Raw genomic sequence first — 20,031 nt, forward strand, 5'->3', positions numbered from 1 at the left:
CACGCCTATTCTATAACATTTTATCTGCGATTACAACTTTTTTACTCATCAAATTCTACCGTCACGAAAAAGCCCTTCGGTGTTTCCTTTACATCCACCACCGTCCCTTCGGTAGACTTCAGGCGTTCCCGGAAGGTATAATTTGCTGACATTGCAAATGCATTTCCAAGTGTATAGTAATAGGAAGTCGGCAGCTTACTCTCTGTCACCGGTAACACGTCTCCTACTTCCAGTAACCCGGTTCTCTCCATTTTAAACTCCATCTGCCGCATTGATAATACGCCTCCTGATTATGCTTCTAAATTATTCATTTTCTTCTGAATCTTCTTCTACTGCTTCTACATCAATGGCTTCTGCCGCCTGTTTTGCCGCTTTGACAGCACCCGCCACACGATATACTACAAACAAATCACTCAGTCCGTCATAAATCAGTGCAATTCCCACAATTACCATAGCAATCTGTACCATCTCGATGGCTTTCCAGATTAACAATACGCCGAATGCAAAATTAAGAATTGTAATCAGAAGCAGGATTCCCCATGCTGTGTCACCATTCTGCTTTGCTTCAATGGTCATCCGTAAGTCTTCCAGACCATGCATCAGCAATACGACTCCGATTACTACCGGGAATATCTTTGCAAAGTTCAATGGCTGTACCAGAATCCATACCCCCAAAATAACCAGTGCAATTCCGGTTGCCAGTCCCAGCCTGCTTTCGAGTTTATTTCTCATATAAGAAATAATATGTCCGATTCCCATCACGCATAAAATAGCTGCTAAAATATAGCAAAGTACCTTTGTTACCTGTGCAGGCCATATCATAAGAATAACTCCCAGTGCCACACAAAGAATGGCGGATAATATAACATCTGCTTTGATTCTCTTTAATGTTTCCCTCATAATAAATACGCTCCTTCCACTTACTTTTTTTATTTCATTTCTTTCATTTATTTTGCAGTAATATCTGCATAGGCTGCTCCGGTTACTGCTGCTAAGTCTGCCGGAGATAATGCCATGGATGTGCCGATTCTTCCGCCACTGATATAGATTTTATCAAACTGTTCCATGCTTTTATCCAAAATGGTCGGGAACTGTTTCTTCATTCCAAGGGGGCTGCAGCCGCCTCTTACATAACCGGTAATCTTTGTAATATCTTTTACATGAATCATTTCTACGGATTTCTCACCGGCCGCCCTTGCTGCCGCCTTTAAATCCACCTCTTCTGCAATCTGTACCACAAAGACATAATATGCCTTGCTTTTTCCCTGCATGACCAGTGTCTTATAAGTCTGCTCCACCGGTGCTCCGGTAAGCTCTGCCGTATGCAGTCCGTCAATAAATTCATCACATTCATAATTTAAGATTTCATATGCCACTTTATGCCGGTCTAAAATCCGCATGGCATTAGTCTTTACTTCTTTCCCCATGGTTTTATGCTCCTTTTGGGTTCTTTACCTTTTTGAAAGTCTCTGTTTTAACAACTACAGCTTCCGTATCGGAAACTTTTTGCATGTTACTCATCCGCTCCATTCACATAGGTTTCTAAAAAAGAATGTTTTACCCCATCTTTCTTATAAGCGATAATGGTACTTAAATTTACATTTTCCACACTGCGGAAGATATTATTTTCCACATATGGATTCACTTCTTTTAATCTGGCAATCAGCTGTTTGATTTCCATCCGTTTTGATACGGTACGTCCATCCGGGTCACAGGTGGTACAGGTATCGGTAAAATGGCAGGCACACTGGATAAAATGCAAATCGTTATAATCTCTCCAGTGCTTAATGTCATCCTCCCTGATCAAATACATTGGACGAATCAGTTCCATTCCTTCAAAATTCGTGCTGTGAAGCTTCGGCATCATGGTCTGTACCTGTGCACCATAGAGCATTCCCATTAAAATAGTCTCAATGACATCATCATAATGATGTCCCAGTGCAATCTTATTACAGCCTAATTCCTTTGCCTTACTATATAAATAACCGCGGCGCATTCTCGCACACAGATAGCACGGAGAATTTTCAATCTCATATACCGCATCAAAAATCTGTGTTTCAAATACCGTAATCGGAATCTGCATCAGCTCTGCATTCCGTTCAATCACTTTACGGTTCATCTCACTGTATCCCGGATCCATCACTAAGAATACCAGTTCAAATTGGAATTTATTATGCCGCTGCAATTCCTGAAAGAGCTTTGCCATCAGCATGGAGTCTTTACCACCGGAAATACATACTGCCACTTTGTCTCCCGGCTGCAACAGTTCGTATTCATTGATTGCTTTTGCGAATTTACTAAAGATTGCTTTATGAAATTTCTTGCGGATGCTCTTCTCAATTTCCTGACAGCGTTCCTCTTTCTCTGATGTTTTCTTCTGGAAACTGTCCAGCAGATATGCGCCATAGCCGCCCTCTAAGCTGACTGCATCAAAACCTTCTTCCCTTAGTCTTTCCGCTACTCCGATACTGTTGATTCCTTTGGCACAAAATAGTATCAGACGCTTGTCTGCCGATAGTTCCTCTTTTCTCAAAAGAATCTCCTGCTCCGGCAGATTGACTGCTCCCCTGATACTTCCATAGCGGAAGGCATCCTCATTTCTGATATCGATTAACTGGTATTCCCCAGTCTTATATTCTTTTAATTGTGCCAGATTAATCTCAGTATCTGCCATGCTTCCGCTCCTTACTTTCAATTTTTCTCTTATTTTATACTAGGCGTTTTCTTTTATCAATACCTTCTGTTTCCATTTTCCGCTCCGCCACCGTAAAATCATTCCCACTGCCCGGACACATTCATCCATTGCCATACCGATATATGCTCCACAAACCAGCAATCCTAGATGAATTCCGAAGAAATAAGTTCCCCCCACCGCACACAGGTACATGAATATCGCAGCAATCACTGTAGTAAATACCGCATCACCGCTGGTCTTTAAAGCATTTCCGTATACCAGATTAGTCACCCGTCCAATTTCAAGGACAATATCAATTGTCAGAAGCTTTCCAACCAGAGATACCATCTGTGGATCATCCGTAAACATCCGTATCAGCCAATGGGACGATAAAGCAAAAATGCTCTCCAGTATCGTCGCAACAATTACGCCTACAACTGCTGCTTTTCTGGTTCCTTTATCACAGGCTTCATAATCCTGTGCACCTATCCGCCAGCCGACCATAATTGCATTTGCCTGGGCTAACGCTGCACCTACGCAGTAAGAAAAATTTGTAATCTGCATGGCATAGGAACGGGCTGTTACGTTCATTCCATTGGCATCCATCTGATTTAAGAAACGGATAATCAAAGTCATTGCCACATTATATAGTGCTGTTTCCAAGGCAGAAGGCAGTCCGACCTTGACAATCTGTCCGAATACCACACGGTTCTTAAGCCTCTCCTTCTTCTCCTTCGCATGAATATAATAATGTCCGAAGCAGATTACCAGGCCAAGATTCAATACCCTTGAAATTACTGTTGCTGCAGCAACTCCTGCTACTCCATAGTGGAACCCAAAAAGGAATACTGCATTTAAGATAAGATTTAAAATGTTGGCAGATACCGTTGCCACAAGAGGCTGTCTGGTATATCCAAACGCTCTTAAGTAGCTGGAGAAAATCGGAATCAGTGCGTTTAAAATGCATCCGCCTCCCACAATCCTAAGATATGTTTTTGCATACTCCATCAGAGAATCTGCCACACCAACCGCTGATAATATCATTCCTGACTGGAAGAACAAAAATACCGCAAGAATTGCTCCTACAATGGCGTTAAATAACATGCCAAGCTGTCTTGCCTGATATGCAATCCCCTCTCTTCCGGCACCGATATACTGCGTCATAACCGCAATCATTCCGGCTGAAATAACAGAAAACATAATGATAAAAATACCTATATAGGTATTGGCTGTTCCAACAGCACCGACTGCTGCATCTCCCACAGATGAAAGCATCAGTGTATCCACCATGCCGGAAAGCATATAACATAATGTTTCCAGGCAGATTGGTACAAACAATTGTCCAAGAGTTTTCTTTTGTTCCACGTTTTGTCCTCTTTCTTTTCTTTCGATAGTTCTTTACATTTTATAATTTATCTTTTTGAATGGCGTCTGTGTAGTCTGCCAAGACGGGATGCGGTATCAGGGTGTAAGTAGTATCTGGAATTTGTTTTTTCGTTGTCTCTGTTCCGGCAACCGGTGCAAAGTCACATCCCTGTTCCTATGCACCTCGCTGGTACATCCCTGTACCAGCGTTGCCAGATAAAGAACAAATTCCAGATACTACTAACAGCCCCGATAAGCATCCCTGCTTTGGCAGACTACACAAACGTTTATCTAAATAGCAAGCTGCAAATAATAATAAAATCAATAGCTATGCGCAATTACAAGAAAATCCTGCGGACGCAAATGTAACAAACTTACATTTATTTTTGGTCTGCAGGATTTTATTTTACTGCGCTATCTGACTTTTATGCTACCGGCTGTTCAGACTGTTTATCATTCATTACCAGCTTCAGCAGAATCGGGGTAATCAATGTTGTCACGATTACTACCAGTACGATTGGTGCGAAGAATCTATCATCTAACATGCCGCACTGATATCCCTTCTGGGCAACAATTAACGCAACCTCACCACGGGAAATCATTCCGACACCAATCTGTAATGCTTCTTTATTTGTATAGCGGCAGAACTTTGCGCCCAGTCCGCATCCAACCACCTTGGTCAGTAAAGCAATAACTAAAAGGATAATGGTAAATCCTATCATAGAACCTGTCATTCCGTCTAAGGATGTCTTAATACCGATACTTGCGAAGAATACCGGTGAGAAGAATAAGTAAGACGGGAAGTTGATTCTGTCTTTTACATATTCACCATTCTTCATGCTGCAAAGCATCAGTCCTGCAAAATATGCCCCTGTAATATCTGCAATGCCGAAGAATTTTTCCGATACATAGGATAACAGGAAGCAGAATGCCAGTGCAAATACAGTAACACGTCTTTTCTGACCTTCGCTTTCAATTAATGGTTTGCATTTTGATACCAGGAAGAATAAAATTCCGATTACAATAAAGTAAAGGACTATCTTAACCATAACAGTAACCGGATTTACGCTGGTATCCTTTAAGCTTGTTACAATGGTAAGTACAATAATTCCAAGAATATCGTCAATAACAGCTGCGCCAAGAATGGTTGTTCCGACTCTTCCCTTTAAACGTCCCAGTTCACGCAATGTTTCTACTGTAATACTCACAGATGTTGCTGTCAGCACAACTCCGATAAAGACAGATTTCAATACCTCCTGATAATCTGCAAAATCTGTATGGAAATACAATGCATACCCTAAAAATCCACCAATCAGAGGAACAATAACTCCGATTAAAGCAACGATAAAGGATGCCAATGCATTTGCCTTGATTTCTTTCAGATCAGTCTCCAGTCCTGCGGAGAACATCAGGAAAATAACTCCGATTTCAGCTGTAATTTCAAGGTATACTCCGTTGGTTCCATCCAGTGTGATAAGTTTTAATACAGATGGTCCTAAAATAATACCGGCTGCCAGTGCTCCTACTACTGCCGGCATATGCACTTTTCGTGAGAAAAGTCCTAATACTTTTGTTGAAATTAAAATAATTGCTAAAAAAAGCAGAAATTCATAAGATTCCATAATATGACCTCTTTCCTTTCTTCTCTTGTTTTTTCTTTTTACATTCTCCTAAACCCGGAACTATGTTAACTCTTTTTGTTGGTAATAGCAATATATTTTTTCTTTTTTTGTTACTTAATATTTATATATTTTCCAGATTTTTTTGTTACTTTTTCACAATTAGAAATCAGTCCTTCTTTTTAGCATGAAAAAACAGCCCTTCCGGACTGTTTTTTCGAGGAGTTTAGTTATGAAAATGTTTCATCTATTAAAAGGAAATTATTGCCACTTTTTTCTCAAACGAAAGGAAATCTGTTTTTTTATTTTTGCGTTCCTTCATTTGATAGATTCATTATATCCATGAAATGTGTCTAAAGTGTGTCAGTTTTCGAAAAGGATTCTAAAAAAATCTAAAAAAATATTCCCATTTAATTTATATTTTATTTAGAATTAAGTAATGTTTCGCACAATCGCAGCTTTTCCAGTGTTGCCGCGCTGTTTTCAAATATTACCCTGCCTTTTCTGTCTCCGGTATACAATAATTCCTTTTCCATAAGCCGCCGTCTGGTCTCCCGTGCCACGCCAGCTCCTCCATCAAAAAATTCCACTGTATTCCCCATCACTTCTGCTATTGCATCCTTTACAAAAGGATAATGGGTACATCCCAAAACGATTGCATCCACTGTTCCCTCACAATATGGTTTCAACAGTCTGTATAAAAATGCCTTCAAGTCTGCACTATTTAATTCTCCACGCTCAACAAATTCCACAATTCCGGGACATGCCAGCGGATAAATCTCCGCTTCCTTTTCATACCGCGCCATAAGCCGTTGAAATTTTTCTTCCCGGATTGTCATTGGCGTTGCCATAACAAGTACCCGCGGATGCTCCATAAACTGTACTGCAGGCTTTAATGCAGGTTCAATTCCAACCACCGGTACATCAGGATATTCTTTTCTCAAAATCGAGACATCTGCACTGGTTGCTGTATTACAGGCAATCACTACTGCTTTTGCTCCTTCCGACAGAAGATGTCTTACATGGCATTCCGTAAGTTCCCGCACCTCTTCTAAGCTTTTTCCACCATAAGGTGCATTTTTAGAATCTCCAAAAAATATATAATTTTCACCTGGCATCAGGTGTACCAGCTCACGCAATACGCTTATTCCACCTACACCCGAATCAAATACTGCAATTGGTCTTTCGGTCTGTTTCATGATAGCCCCCTGTTTTCGCATACAAATAGGTTCTCTTCTTTCGTAAAAAACTGCTGAAAACAGATTTTCCGTTTTCAGCAGCAATTCTTAGTTTTCCCTCGGGCATCTACGTACTCTCTTAATATTGCAGTCCTGCACATCACACGGAGCACAGTCTACCAGTCCTTTTAAGTAGCAGAACGCCTGCCGGCTCTCCTTCTTAGCCGTGTCTTCTTCCCGCGGACACCTGGACACATGCTTTACATTGCAGTCCTGAATCTGTCCCGAACTGCAGTCCACAAGCCCTTTCAGGTAACAGAATTTGTTTTCCATTCTTTCCCCTATCTACTCTTTATCGCCCCAACACTACTTCTCTAATGTCTTACTTATTTTATCATCTCAGGTTCTGATGTGCAAGCCATAACGGAGTTGTCTTTTAAATACTTTTCCAGCGAAAACGATTACTATTTATTTTTCATATAAAAACTCTTCCGGCAATGTTACGTTAAAATCTTTTGCCAGCTGCCGGAATTCATCCGGCTGGATGGTCTGACGTTTCTTACTCTGCATAGATAACATCTTCACCAGTATCTCTGCTGATTTTTCAGCTGTGTGCATAAGTCCAAATGTCAGATCAAAATCTTCTCCTGCCGCAAACGTACCATGATGCGCCCAGATTGCCAAGTCATATTTTTCCATCAATTTGCTGGTAGCAACAGCTATTTCTCTGCCGCCTGGCACCATCCACGGAACAACACCAATTCCATCCGGGAATACAACCGGACATTCTGTTGCCATTTCCCAAAGTTCCCTTGTAAATACTTTATCATCCAGTGGAAGAACAAAGGTCAGGGCAATAATATTGGTGGTATGTGCATGATATACAACTCTGTAATTTGGATTTTTCTTCTTTTTTACTTCCAGATTCATCAAATGACTCGGTAATTCAGAAGTTGGTCTTCCACCATTTACCAGTCCCCAGACAATACGGTAATTTTCTCCTTTTTCATCCAGTTCTATCATGCAGATGGAATCTTCCGGTTTCAAAATCACATTTCGAAAATACTTGCCGCTTCCAGTTACCAGAAAATATTCTCCTGCAAGATATGGCACAGATGTTCCGATTGGCTGCCATTCTTTACTATTAAAATTTTCTTTTACCATTTCTACTTCTTCCGGTTTTACACGATACGATAAATTACCGCCATTTCTTTCATGCCATCCCTGTTCCCAGCCATCATTTGCCATACGGATGAATCCCTGTACAAATTCTGCATCTAAAAACTTCATTCTCTCTTTTCCTCTTATTATATCTTTCTGATATTTTTCTTTCTCAACTATTATTGTTTGTATGTTCTCTAGTTACGGTTTACCAATACTTCTTTTTCATATTTTTCGATTGCATCATAGAAATGTGCATCATCTGTAACACCTTCCCGTCTGCAATATTCTTCCCAGACTTCTCCAATTGGAAGCATCTTTACTGTCTCCTGCATTACCATTAATCTGCCCAGCTGATTGGTATCCTGTAATTCCTTCAACTGTTCATTCGGAGTACATAAAGCCATAAGCAGAGCCTTCTGCCAGCTTCGGAATCCTGTTGCAAGTGCAGAAACACGATTAATGCTTGCATCAAAATAATCCAATGCCATATACACCCTGTCCAGCGCCTGATTTCTTACAATCTCTTTTGCCATTTCCTTTGTTTCATCATCCAGCAAAAGAACATGGTCGGAATCCCAGCGCACTCCTCTTGTAATATGTAATGCAAATTCTGGATAAAAGCACAACATTGCAGGTATTTTATCTGAAACATATTCCTGTGGATGATAATGTCCATTATCCATAAGCGGCATACAGCCCTCATGCATTGCAGCAAAGCTTAACGTAAATTCTGCAGAACCTACCGTATAAGATTCTACTCCGATGCCAAAGACTTTCGATTCCACGCATGGTTTTACGAGATTTTTGTCATATGGTTCTGATAATATCTGCTCTATGGAATCCTTATATCTCATGCGTGGTCCCATTCGGTCTGCCGGCACATCCTTAAAACCATCTCCGGTCCATATATTCATAACGCAAGGCATTCCCGTTTCTCTTGCGAAATACTCCGAAATGCGGATACATGCCTTTCCATGTTCAATCCAGAATTTTCTGATTTCCTCATCGGGACTGGAAAGTGTCAATCCATTCTTTACTTTTTCATGTGAGAAAAATGTAGGATTAAAGTCAATTCCCATATGATGTTTTTTTGCAAAAGCAACCCATTTTGCAAAATGCTTCGGCTCTAAAGCATCTCTGTCTGCAAATTCGCCTTCTTCAAAAATAGCATAAGACGCATGAATATTTAATTTTGCTGTACCCGGCATAAGTTTCATTGCTTCTTCCATATCTGCCATAAGCTGTTCTGGTGTCTTCGCTCTTCCCAGATAATTCCCTGTTGTCTGGATTCCACCGGTCAATGCACCATCATTATCAAATCCCATTACATCATCGAGCTGCCAGCAGTGGAGGGAAACCGGAACCTTTTTTAACTGCTCCATTGCCTTTTCCGTATCTACTCCCCATGCGGCATATTTATCTTTTGCCATTTCGTAACTTGTCATACTTTCTAATCTCCTTCTCTATGCTTTATATATTTTAATTTCAAAGGAATGATAAATACACTCCCTCGCTTCTTTCAAATCAGCGAATTCTCCTGCTGTAATCATCTGTACGGAAATATTTCCCAATGCCGTTGCCTCTGTCGGTCCAGCCAGAACTGTTTTTCCGGTATATTTTGCTGTCAGTTTGTTCAGAAAATCTGCATTTGCACCACCTCCAACAATATGGAGTTCCTGATATTTCTGTTCAGTAATTATTTCTATCTCTTTTGCTGCCATGGCATAACAGTTTGCCAGACTGTTATAAATAACAGCCGCTATTTCTCCGATTGTCTTTGGAACCTGCTGCAGCGTCTCCCAGCAAGCACTTCTTACTTCCTCTACCATACTTTCCGGTGCTAAAAATCTTTCATCATTTACATCTACCAGCGAGGTTATTTTTTCTTTCTCTGCCAGTTCACAGATTTCCGCAAAACTCATATCCGGAACAAGTTCTTTTCGAACCGACTGTATCATCCACAATCCCATGATATTTTTTAAGAAACGATAACGATATCCATAACCGCCTTCGTTGGTAAAATTGTGAAGCATACTTTCTTTGCTGCAATCTGCCTGCAGCCGTTCTGTTCCCATCAAAGACCATGTACCAGAACTGATATATAAGGTCTCTTCTTTCCGGGACGGCACTGCTACAACTGCTGATGCTGTATCATGTGTCGGTGGCAGAATCACCTTGCAGTTAAATCCCACCTGTTTTTGAATCTCCTGTTCAAGTTCTCCGACTTCACAGCCTGCCATTTTTATCTCTTGAAAGATATTCCGCTTTATTCCAAGCTTTTCAAGCAGTTCATCATCCCAGTCTTTTGTTGCCGGATTTACCAGCTGTGTTGTAGTTGCATTCGTATACTCCTGCACTTTCCTGCCTGTTAACAGGAAATTAAAATAATCCGGAACCATCAAAAAAGTTTCTGCACGTTCTAACTGGCCTGGTTCTGTCTTTTTTAATGCCATCAGCTGGTAAATTGTATTAAAAATCTGTTTTTGGATTCCTGTTCTCAAATATAACTGTTCTTCCGTTATTAATTTGTATACCTCTTCATCCATTCCATAGGTCCGCTTATCCCGGTAAGCAACTGTTTCACCAATTCTTCTGTCATTTTCATCTAAAAGCACATAATCCACTGCCCAGGTATCAATTCCCATGCTATATGGAATTTTTCCAAGTTCCGCACACTTTTTCATTCCTGAAAGAATTTCCTGAAACAGTCTTCTGACATTCCACGCTTTATAACCTTTCCGATCAATCATTTCATTGGAAAAGCGGTAGATTTCTTCTAAAACTATTTTTCCATCCTCTAAGTGTGCCAGCATGTGTCTGCCACTGGATGCGCCAATGTCCACTGCAAGATAATATTTTGTATTCATTTTCACACTCCTTCTTCCTGTTCGTTAATCTAAATCTAACAAAAATAAGGACAGTTTGTTAGCCTCTCATTAGACCAAAAAACTGTCCTTATTTTCCTTGTTTTAAATTCTTATATGCACGTCTTTCTTATGTAAATCACGATATTTTTTTGGTGTCATTCCATAGCGTTTCTGAAACTGCCGATAGAAATAACTCTGGTTTTCATAACCAACTTCCAGTGCAATGTCCTCCACCGTAAGTTCAGTCTCTACTAACAGATATACTGCCTTTTGAAACCGTTTTCTCTGCAATAGTTCCTGAAATGTATATCCTGTTTTCTGCTTCATCAATTTACTCAATACTGTCATCGACTGATGGGTATCTTCCGCAATCTTAGTCAGATTTGCATTCTGGCAATCACTGTTAATATATTCCATCACCGCCTGTACAACAGTTTCCTTATAATCAAGGGATGAGTTATGGCTCAAATTTTCCAGATGATTCAACAGATATAAAAATACAAGCCCCATGGTATACTGATTGGCAATATCTTCATTACAATGTGTATGCAGCATGGATTCTATCATATTTTCCATCAGATTCTCCACCTGTAAATCTTCTTTTAAACGAAATAGCAGATAATGGGAAACTGGATTCTTCTGCCGCATTGCACCAATTACAAAATCAGCCAGTACATTTTTCTCATGCAGCATCGTAAGTGGAACTTCAAAAAATTCCGGTAATGCAATAAAATTAATTCCAATATCTTCATACTCAGCCCTTTTTATTGCATGTGACACATGCTGGTTCAGCATCAGCACATCTCCTTTACGCAATACCAGTTCTTTTCCTTCTATATAATGTGTAATACTGCCCTGTACCACATACATCATTTCCACATAATTGTGCCTATGCTCCGGGAAATCCACAAACCGGCTGTGTGGACGTACCGTAATCAGCTTTCCTCGCTGCAGTAATCTTTTTCTGTCAATCTCTGTCAGGTTATCTTTTGCATACAGACTTTGTTCCACCGTACTTTGTCCTGATTTATACTTCTTTTCTTCCTCCGATATTATCATCAATTCGTCCAGAAGTTCTTTTCTCATCCCGTTTTCTCCTCAATGAAACTTTTCCTAAAAACAACAATACAGCCAATATGCTTCCAGAAGCTGCCAGTAATACGAAAGTCTGCTGCCATTCCGTCTCATCGCCTGTCTTAATCTCCTCTGTTTCCAGTGGAGTCACAGGTTCCTCCCTTTCTTCCTGCGGTTCCTGAGGTCTTGAAACTGCCTTCCTTGCCAGCTTTAAATCCACTACCGCATCCTTCATCCAGACATACTTTTCATCACCTGTTTTTTCGATATTCTCCATAAAACCAGGCAGTGTAATCAGATACGGATCTGCCTGATAGACTTCATCGGATAAATAAAGCGGTTTCATGCAAACTAAATATACTCCGGCTTCCATTCCATCCTTGCTTCCTGTATTATCTGTCAGTTCAATCTCTGCATCCGGTTCTGTCTTTGCACTCTCATCCCATTCGGTAACCCCAAGAGATGCCGCCACATCTTCTGCTTTTTTCTTATATTCACGGGCGGATGATTCCACGGATAACTCCTGTATATTTAACCCGGAATATTTTTCTAAATCACGGTATTCCCCTGTCTCTGTAATATCTGCAATGCGATATAGCCTAAGCTCCAGCTTCTGCTCTTTTAAAGTTGCACGGTATGCATTGGGAATTTCAAAAGTAATAGAACATGGTTCCGATACCGGAATATCCTCCTCTGCCCGTACACTCTCTGGCTGCAGACCAGCAAAACATATCATTATGAATAGTATTTTACAAACTATTTTATTCCTGTGCTTTCTCCCTTTTGTTCCATGGCTGCTTTTTTTCTTTATCATCCAGATGATACTTCTGCATATTACAATGGAGCCTATAGCAGCTATTATTCCAATAAAAATCCATGCCAGATAATTCGTATGAATGCTTTTCTTTGCCTGTCTTTCCTGCTCCTTCTCCTGTTCCTCTACATAAGGCACTCTGTGTCCACGCACCAATAAACGCTGCGTATTTACACCATATGGCGTACAGGTAACCAGCGTTACATAATCCTTCCCTTCTTCTACATTTAAAATCTCTGTATCTTCCGGCATCACAGTTTCTATCTGATCTACTTCGTATGCCAGAATATCATCTAATATATATAAGTAGAACTGGTCTCCTTCTTCCAGTAAATCAAGGTCTGTAAACAGGGACATTCCTGGAATTCCCCGATGCGCTGCTATGGATGCATGTGTTGAAGTTCCACCGATTGGCAGCGATGAACCCTGGATATGTCCTGCTCCTTTTTGTAATACCTCTTCTCTGGAAGTATGATATACAGGTATAATTTCGCCAATCTTCGGAATAGACAGATAACCCATCATACCATCCCCATTCTGATTCAGGCAGGACATATATTCACTATCCTGCTGTGTTACTTCCTCCTGTTCTGCCTGAATGAAACTATCAGGAATTACAATTGGCTGCAACCGCTCGTTATATGCCGCTGCTTTCTCCCACTCCTCTTCTAAACTGGTATCCTCCGCTTTTTCTGCATTTTCATACTGATATTCTTCAAACTTTAATTTGCTATTATACTCGTTCCACATATTAGAAAACATTGGATAAAGCAGCAGGGCAAAGCCTGTCAAAAAGCCAACTGCCATGAGAAACATTAATGTTTTACGTACAGATTCTTTCATTCTACTTTGCCCTCTCTTAATTATTTTACCTGTTTTCTTTTTCTCAATGAAACAAACATTGTTCCAAATCCTGCCATTAAGACAACTGCTGCAACAGTCAGTGCAATCATTCCTGCTCCACCTGTCTCCGGTAAGGTAATAAGTGGTGTATTATTAATTCCAAACGTATCTGCATTTGCAGCATTGTCTGTTGTATTTATTGTTCCATTATCCAGCTTTTCATGTGTAAAAGTAATAGAATTTCCAGTTGCGCCATTTACTCTTACCGTATAATTCTTTAATTCTCCTGTCAGTTCATTATAAGTCGGTGTGATTACAATCGTATAAGTAGTCTTATCCAATGCATATCCCAATGGTGCCTTGGACTCTTTTAAAGTATATGTACCTGCATCCAGACCGGTTGCTGTCAGCTGACCATTGTTTTTTGATACAATATAATCATATGTTCCACTTGTCTCGGTAGTATATTCACCATCACTGGTAAAATATAACTGCTTTCCATTTGCATCAAATAACTGGAACTGTGCACCGTCCAGTGCTACTTTATTATCAAGTTCTGTCGTTGTCTTTACACCATATTTGGTAATCTCTGTAGTTTTCTCAGAACCAGTTCCATTTACCAGAGTATCAAATCCAAATGTATAATGATGTGTGATATCCTGCATCGGATCACTCATATCAGTACCGGATGCTACCGTAGAATACTTTAAAGTTGCTTTATTCTCATCTGAATCAAAGTTTACTTTTGCTTTCTCATTTACTTTTGCCTGATAAGTAATTGCAATCGTATTTCCTGCATACTGATAAACATCCTCACCATATAAATCTAATGTAAAACCACTTGTGGAGGTTGTAATATTGGTTGAAGTACATTTCTTGTTTGTTACAAATAAATCATTGATGGATGTTCCTTCTAATTTAATAGAACTTACATCCAGAGTCAGTCCATCTGTGAGTGAATCCTTAATATTATAATGTAACTTATCAGATAACCAGGATCCCTGATAATCCGGAATTGTCATCGTAATCTTAAATTCTACTGTGTCTCCAATATTCGCATCCCCATATTTATATGCATTTCCATTTTCAATTACTTCCTTCTTCATGGTTGGATCGCTGGATTTCTTCGCTGCTACATGAATCACTCCGTTTTCATCTGCAATAGATGCTATTCCAGTACCACTGTACTGATAATTTACCGCAACCACATTACCACTATAAGAATATTCTTTGACCTGTTTATTTGCAGCGATTACATATAAACCAGGTTTTACATTTGATACACTATAGGAAGCATCTGCAGCATTATACTGCATGTGTAATACAGTCTTATCTACAACAGCATCTCCTTCTCCATCATGTAAATCCCAGTCATCAGCTCCCATTGTTGAATTCAGATTCATATAAAAATAAACCAGATCATCTGTATCCACTTTGCCATCTTTTACTCTCGACTCAACATTTCCCTCCGGATTGTATTTCCAGTAATGATTTCCATTTGCATCTACTGCATCAATTGCAACTGCATATGCATAAACATTACATCCTTCCTCGATTCCGGTTACCTGAATCGTAGTGGCAAGATCTGCCGCCCTAACCGTTTTCGCCGGCAGAATTATACTAAGTACCAGCATTACTGCCATCATCATTGCCTTCCATCTTCTTACTCTCTGTTTCATATTCTCTCTCCTTTACTTGTTCAGACAATTATCAAAGCGGTGCTCCAGGCCGCCTTGCAATCGTCCAGTTTATATCAACACTGTCAATCATTCTTACATTTTTAGGGAATTTAAAAAAAACTAAGTTATACTACTGATTGGTGAAGAACCTATACTTTTTGCTGGCGTTGGGAAATCACCAGCATTAGTACGGCAAAAAAACTCATGAAAAGTGTACCGATAACCGCAAGCGGATAGAGCCCTCCACTTTTTGTTTCTGGCATACGATATACTGCTTTATCTATAATTGAAAGTGTTAATACCTTATTTACCGCATCATATGATGCCTCTCCATAACCTGCCCCACCCTGCGTTACTTCTATTTGTGAAGCATCCTCATTTATACTTAAGATAATATCTTCCATTATTTCATATCCCACAGGTGCATGTGTTTCCCGCAGAATATAGGTTGTATTACATGCAAGCTGCAGTGGTTCTCCATTTGTATCTGTAAATTCTAATTCTCCGATTTCATGTCCATCTGTTCCATCCGAACTTGTAAGCGATATAATTTCCGTTTCGCCGGATGATTCCACCTGATATAACGTAAATTCTGCACCAGACAGAGCCAATGCATCAATTACTTTTGTTCCATATTTTCTTGCCTGTAAAGTCCATGTCGGTGGTTTTTCCTCATCATAAACAGAAAATACTATGGCATCTTCCTGCCTTGTCACACGCCAGTCCCCATATTCTGTTGTGCCACCTGCATCTGCCCCGGAAAGTGTATTTCCATCTTCCAATAAAACGTCATTGATAAATACCTGATTTTCTTCTTTTATCCTGATATCTATCTCATCTGACATCAGATAAAAGTTTTCCGGTGCTTCTGCTTCTTTTAATTTATAATGGGCTCCTTTTGAACAGGTAAATTCTGAGCCATTTAAATCCAGCAGTTTTACCGTACCATTTGTATCTGTTGTTCCGTTTGCCACCAGTGTAACCGGTTCTTCTGCTGTATATAATTCAAAATGCGCTCCTGAGAGTCTCTGCTGGTATTCTGTGTCACGGTACTTATCCACCTGAATGGTATAATCTATATTTTCTTCTAACAGTTCCGTAGAATTCTTCAAAGTAAACACAATTTCTTTATTCACCAGCATTCCTTTGTCGCCATATGTAGAATTCACTACCTGTTCTGACGTTCCAAGCACTTTGTTATTGGCAACCACTTCTACAACTGATACTGTCTTTCCGGTACTTTCATCCAGCTTATGTTTAATTTCAATAACAGCTAATTCACCTCTTGCCACATACCCATCCGGCGCAGTATCCTCTGTCAAAACATAAGTTCCATCATCTACCATTAACTTTCCCATTTTCTCAGCATCCAGATAAATATAAGTTTCACCGGCCGCCACGCCATCTTCTTCCATACCGGTTGTTCCACTTATTCCGATATCTTCATAACGCACTGTTCCGTCTTCCGCTATATTCTTTTTCTTAAGTGAAAATACAGCCCCATTTAATCTGTCATCCGTTCCAATATCCCGTTTTGATATTTTGATACTATAGTACACAGCATAATCTTCCTCTAATTTATCCCGTTCTGTATAAATCAGATAATTATAATTCTGCATCTGTCTTTTGTCTCCTGGTGAATCAGAAGCCTGAATCAGCATGGTCTGTCCCTTTACATCTTTATAGGTATACTTCCTGCTGTACAAATCTGCCTGATAAGACGGCCAGTTGGACGGATATTCCTTTCCAGCCATTTCATTCTTCGCCGGGTCAAATCCCGCCGAAATCATCAATCCTTTTGTAGAATTAATAAAATAACTGGAATAAGTATAAAATTCTTCCTGTGAGATTGGATTTTGCGAAATTCCTTCGGTCTGTGTCGCATTTTCAATAACTGTATGTCCGGTACAGACTGCATTACTGTTGGGATATGCTGAATCAATATCTATATATCCATCTCCCACTACAACAAGCCTGTCTGTAACCTTAATAAAATGCTTCGTCGTGCTTGCCCAGTTATTCTGGTGCAGATATACAATTCCTTCTATATCTATAACACCCTCTATTCCAAAATATCCATAATTATATATGGCATTCTTAGTCTTATTTCCATTATAAGCTGCGCAATGTATCACAGCCTTGCTTTCACCGCCCTCTTCTGTCTTCGTTCCACCTTTCATATAGAAATAGCCTGGTCCATCTCCGGAATCATCTACATAAACAGCAGCTCCTTCTGATGCATTACAATTTTCAATTGTACCTCCATACATATAAAAAGACGGTTTCTTCCCGGAGAAAGTGCTTGCCACATATACTGCACCGCCATACTGTGATGCCTGGAAATTACGTATAACTCCACCATACATGTGGAATACCGGTGTTCCCATATTGTTTCTGGATAAGTTCACGCAGCCACCACTCTGTGGAAGCTTTGTCATATTCTCCCCCTCCAATGTTCCACCATATAAATTTACTGTTCCGCCACTATAGATCCAGATTAACTGACAGGATGCGTAAATGACACCTCCACCGGCAGAATCCCGGATATTGAGTACTGCATTATCGCTGCATAACATAAAACTTGCGTTATTCTGCATCGTCATCTTATGGCCATTCAAATCAATATTCAAAACACCATTTAACTGACAAATGCCTGAAGCTGTCACATCCTCTGTCAAAGAAATTGTTCCTCCACCGTTATAACTGCCCAGTGAAATCGTGCCACTTCCATAAGTCTGTGAAAAAAAGGCTATCTTGTTTTCTTCTGTATTATCTACATCTTCTGTGTCCTCTGTTTCTTCTGTACTCTGCTCTAACTCACCTATCTCTGTTTCATAAATTTCTTCACCATTTTCCTGCTCTTTTGCATTCGCATTCTGTGCAAAAGACAGCAGAAGTAATAGTGTTACCGCTAATAATGCCTGTACTATATGAAATTTATGTTTCCTTTTTCTCCCACAAAAAAGCATTTTCCCTCTCCATTAAATATCTTCTTTAATAAACACTATATATTAATAAACCTTTCTGTCTCTCCTTTAAGTCCATTTGATACGGTCTGATTTACATATGACTGCTCTTTGATATCTTCTACTGCTTTTGCCAAATCCTCGACACTTCCTGCGAAGACCTGTAACCCTTCCGAGCTTTCATCGATAGACGTTGCTATGGTATCCATGTTTTCTTTCATTTCATCCATTGCCTGATACATATCCTGCACATTATGATTGATTGTTCCGCAAAAATCTCCCATATAGTCTGCATCCTGGCGGTAGCGGGAAGCCATCATTTCAAAACCGTTATAATCCTGCAATATGTTCTGATTTAAGAACTCCATCATTTTTTCCACCTGTTCAATCAGTGTGCTGACTGCTGTGGTCACAGACATATTAATTGTCTGTATCTCACCCATCGTCTCCCGGCTATTATCTGCCAGTTCCCTGATTTCAGATGCTACTACTGCAAATCCTTTTCCCGCCTCTCCTACTCTTGCAGCCTCTATTGCAGCATTCAAAGCCAAAAGATTAGTCTGTTCTGCAATTCCAAGAATCTGTTCTGTCAGATTTCCTATTTCATAGATTTTTTTGCTTCCTTTTAAGCTGTCCGCAATGCTATGTCCTAAACTGCCAATCATATCATTGGTTTCTTTTTTGCTTTCTGCTGTTTTTTTCTCGATATAATCTGCCCGTTCACGCATTTCATCTACGAATTGAACTCCATTTCCGGTTTCCTCTGATATATCTCTGACATTTTCTACTATTTTTCCAACCCGTTCACTAACCTGTCCGGAACGGTCATTAATTTCCATGATTCCTGCAGATAACTCTTCAATTACAGCTGACATATTCATGGTCTCTTCTCCGATATTTCCAGCCTGCCTGTTCATTTTATCTGCAACTTCGTCCATATCGGATGAACCATCTTTTAACTGCTTCATGATATTTTGTAATTTTTCTACAAAAAGATTTACTCCTGTAACCAGTTGTCCTATCTCATCCATCCTTTTTACCGGAATCCGGATGCTTAAATCTCCATTTCCATTCTGGATATCCTCTACCATCTGGTTTAACTGTAAACTTGCTTTTTTGAGTGGCTGAATAATCGCCTTATTCACCAGTATGTATGTAACTAAGCAGATAATCAGAAAACATATGCCGATTGTTACACTGATAAGATAAGTTTTTTGGGTCCGGGCTTTCATATTCTGTGAACTGCGTTTTACATTCTCATCTAACTTTTCCTGAAAATCATTGCATGCCGACTCCCGCGCCTGTATTTTTTCTAATGCACTGCCTCCAATGATGGATTTTGCTTTTGCAATATCTCCATCATCTCTTGCCTGTCTGCATTCTTTCAATTGCTCCATCAGTTCTTTATTTACACTGCTGTAAGTCATAAAACTGTCGGTTAAACTCTGCTCTGAAATATCTTTGGTCAGCTTTTCCATTTCCGTGAGATACTGGGCAATGGCTTCTTCCTCTGTTTCCATATTTCCACTGATATCCCCGGCAATCAGCATGTCTTCATCACTGAGTGCGGTTAAAATATTGGCATATTTCTGACAGGTTTCAATTTTCTTTTCCACTCTTCCATAATATTTCTCCATGGAAATATAGCCATCCGTAACAAGCTGCTCTGCCTGTTCAATTTTTGTTACCTCTCCGATAATTACCGTAATTCCAATTACCATTACCAGAAATAAACCAATTGCCATAAATAGAAATTCTTTTTTTATTGTTTTCTTCATATTTACACCT

At 39.8% G+C, this 20,031-nt stretch carries 16 protein-coding genes; all 16 read right to left on the bottom strand.

The genetic code is table 11. The annotated features are described in order from the left end of the window. Positions 1-41 precede the first annotated feature (41 nt). The gene (locus tag DWX65_RS04310; protein WP_022242978.1) at positions 42-272 is read right to left on the bottom strand and encodes a hypothetical protein; all 231 of its coding nucleotides are present in this window, start codon (positions 270-272) and stop codon (positions 42-44) included. Between the two features lie 31 nt (positions 273-303). Further along, positions 304-900 (bottom strand): HdeD family acid-resistance protein, encoded by a 597-nt coding sequence (locus DWX65_RS04315; RefSeq protein WP_118172868.1) that lies wholly within the window; start codon positions 898-900, stop codon positions 304-306. 47 nt (positions 901-947) lie between these two features. Continuing rightward, entirely contained in the window at positions 948-1,427 is a 480-nt protein-coding gene (ybaK, locus tag DWX65_RS04320) for a Cys-tRNA(Pro) deacylase (RefSeq protein WP_022242976.1), read from the bottom strand. 86 nt (positions 1,428-1,513) lie between these two features. Next, positions 1,514-2,674 (bottom strand): ATP-binding protein, encoded by a 1,161-nt coding sequence (locus DWX65_RS04325; protein WP_118172869.1) that lies wholly within the window; start codon positions 2,672-2,674, stop codon positions 1,514-1,516. Positions 2,675-2,713: 39 nt separating this feature from the next. Next, entirely contained in the window at positions 2,714-4,039 is a 1,326-nt protein-coding gene (locus DWX65_RS04330) for an MATE family efflux transporter (protein WP_118172870.1), read from the bottom strand. A 425-nt stretch (positions 4,040-4,464) separates the two neighbouring features. Then, positions 4,465-5,661 (bottom strand): cation:proton antiporter, encoded by a 1,197-nt coding sequence (locus tag DWX65_RS04335; RefSeq protein ID WP_117696568.1) that lies wholly within the window; start codon positions 5,659-5,661, stop codon positions 4,465-4,467. 419 nt (positions 5,662-6,080) lie between these two features. Further along, on the bottom strand, positions 6,081-6,857 hold the full coding sequence (gene murI, locus DWX65_RS04340) for a glutamate racemase (protein WP_118172871.1): 777 nt from the start codon (positions 6,855-6,857) through the stop codon (positions 6,081-6,083). An 87-nt stretch (positions 6,858-6,944) separates the two neighbouring features. Further along, the gene (locus tag DWX65_RS04345) at positions 6,945-7,169 is read right to left on the bottom strand and encodes a hypothetical protein (RefSeq protein WP_118172872.1); all 225 of its coding nucleotides are present in this window, start codon (positions 7,167-7,169) and stop codon (positions 6,945-6,947) included. 135 nt (positions 7,170-7,304) lie between these two features. Beyond that, the gene (gene rhaD / locus DWX65_RS04350; protein ID WP_118172873.1) at positions 7,305-8,126 is read right to left on the bottom strand and encodes a rhamnulose-1-phosphate aldolase; all 822 of its coding nucleotides are present in this window, start codon (positions 8,124-8,126) and stop codon (positions 7,305-7,307) included. Between the two features lie 68 nt (positions 8,127-8,194). After that, positions 8,195-9,445 carry an L-rhamnose isomerase gene (locus DWX65_RS04355; protein ID WP_118172874.1) on the bottom strand — a complete coding sequence of 417 codons (1,251 nt, stop codon included), beginning with the start codon at positions 9,443-9,445 and terminating at the stop codon, positions 8,195-8,197. An 18-nt stretch (positions 9,446-9,463) separates the two neighbouring features. After that, positions 9,464-10,867 (bottom strand): rhamnulokinase, encoded by a 1,404-nt coding sequence (rhaB, locus tag DWX65_RS04360; protein ID WP_118172875.1) that lies wholly within the window; start codon positions 10,865-10,867, stop codon positions 9,464-9,466. Between the two features lie 102 nt (positions 10,868-10,969). Continuing rightward, a complete protein-coding gene (locus DWX65_RS04365; RefSeq protein ID WP_117841630.1) occupies positions 10,970-11,953 on the bottom strand; it encodes an AraC family transcriptional regulator in 984 nt (327 codons plus the stop codon). Continuing rightward, complete coding sequence (locus DWX65_RS04370; protein WP_118172876.1) at positions 11,895-13,598, bottom strand: class C sortase; 1,704 nt, start codon at positions 13,596-13,598, stop codon at positions 11,895-11,897. The genes DWX65_RS04365 and DWX65_RS04370 overlap by 59 nt, the downstream gene beginning before the upstream one ends. A 20-nt stretch (positions 13,599-13,618) precedes the next feature. Then, the gene (locus DWX65_RS04375) at positions 13,619-15,277 is read right to left on the bottom strand and encodes an isopeptide-forming domain-containing fimbrial protein (protein WP_118057074.1); all 1,659 of its coding nucleotides are present in this window, start codon (positions 15,275-15,277) and stop codon (positions 13,619-13,621) included. A 149-nt stretch (positions 15,278-15,426) separates the two neighbouring features. Next, on the bottom strand, positions 15,427-18,246 hold the full coding sequence (locus tag DWX65_RS04380; protein WP_118057073.1) for a prealbumin-like fold domain-containing protein: 2,820 nt from the start codon (positions 18,244-18,246) through the stop codon (positions 15,427-15,429). Between the two features lie 35 nt (positions 18,247-18,281). Then, the gene (locus DWX65_RS04385) at positions 18,282-20,021 is read right to left on the bottom strand and encodes a methyl-accepting chemotaxis protein (protein ID WP_022242963.1); all 1,740 of its coding nucleotides are present in this window, start codon (positions 20,019-20,021) and stop codon (positions 18,282-18,284) included. Positions 20,022-20,031 lie beyond the last annotated feature (10 nt).

The organism is Roseburia sp. AF20-18LB (genome assembly GCF_003461185.1).
Classification (GTDB): Bacteria; Bacillota; Clostridia; order Lachnospirales; family Lachnospiraceae; genus Roseburia_C; species Roseburia_C amylophila.

Bases quoted from the DNA above. Each gene is read 5' to 3' on its own strand.
- rhaB (WP_118172875.1), bottom strand. From the start codon at position 10,867: ATGAATACAAAATATTATCTTGCAGTGGACATTGGCGCATCCAGTGGC.
- DWX65_RS04375 (WP_118057074.1), bottom strand. From the start codon at position 15,277: ATGAAACAGAGAGTAAGAAGATGGAAGGCAATGATGATGGCAGTAATG.
- murI (WP_118172871.1), bottom strand. From the start codon at position 6,857: ATGAAACAGACCGAAAGACCAATTGCAGTATTTGATTCGGGTGTAGGT.
- DWX65_RS04365 (WP_117841630.1), bottom strand. From the start codon at position 11,953: ATGAGAAAAGAACTTCTGGACGAATTGATGATAATATCGGAGGAAGAA.
- DWX65_RS04385 (WP_022242963.1), bottom strand. From the start codon at position 20,021: ATGAAGAAAACAATAAAAAAAGAATTTCTATTTATGGCAATTGGTTTA.
- DWX65_RS04370 (WP_118172876.1), bottom strand. From the start codon at position 13,598: ATGAAAGAATCTGTACGTAAAACATTAATGTTTCTCATGGCAGTTGGC.
- DWX65_RS04310 (WP_022242978.1), bottom strand. From the start codon at position 272: ATGCGGCAGATGGAGTTTAAAATGGAGAGAACCGGGTTACTGGAAGTA.
- ybaK (WP_022242976.1), bottom strand. From the start codon at position 1,427: ATGGGGAAAGAAGTAAAGACTAATGCCATGCGGATTTTAGACCGGCAT.
- rhaD (WP_118172873.1), bottom strand. From the start codon at position 8,126: ATGAAGTTTTTAGATGCAGAATTTGTACAGGGATTCATCCGTATGGCA.
- DWX65_RS04335 (WP_117696568.1), bottom strand. From the start codon at position 5,661: ATGGAATCTTATGAATTTCTGCTTTTTTTAGCAATTATTTTAATTTCA.
- DWX65_RS04345 (WP_118172872.1), bottom strand. From the start codon at position 7,169: ATGGAAAACAAATTCTGTTACCTGAAAGGGCTTGTGGACTGCAGTTCG.
- DWX65_RS04355 (WP_118172874.1), bottom strand. From the start codon at position 9,445: ATGACAAGTTACGAAATGGCAAAAGATAAATATGCCGCATGGGGAGTA.
- DWX65_RS04315 (WP_118172868.1), bottom strand. From the start codon at position 900: ATGAGGGAAACATTAAAGAGAATCAAAGCAGATGTTATATTATCCGCC.
- DWX65_RS04380 (WP_118057073.1), bottom strand. From the start codon at position 18,246: ATGCTTTTTTGTGGGAGAAAAAGGAAACATAAATTTCATATAGTACAG.
- DWX65_RS04325 (WP_118172869.1), bottom strand. From the start codon at position 2,674: ATGGCAGATACTGAGATTAATCTGGCACAATTAAAAGAATATAAGACT.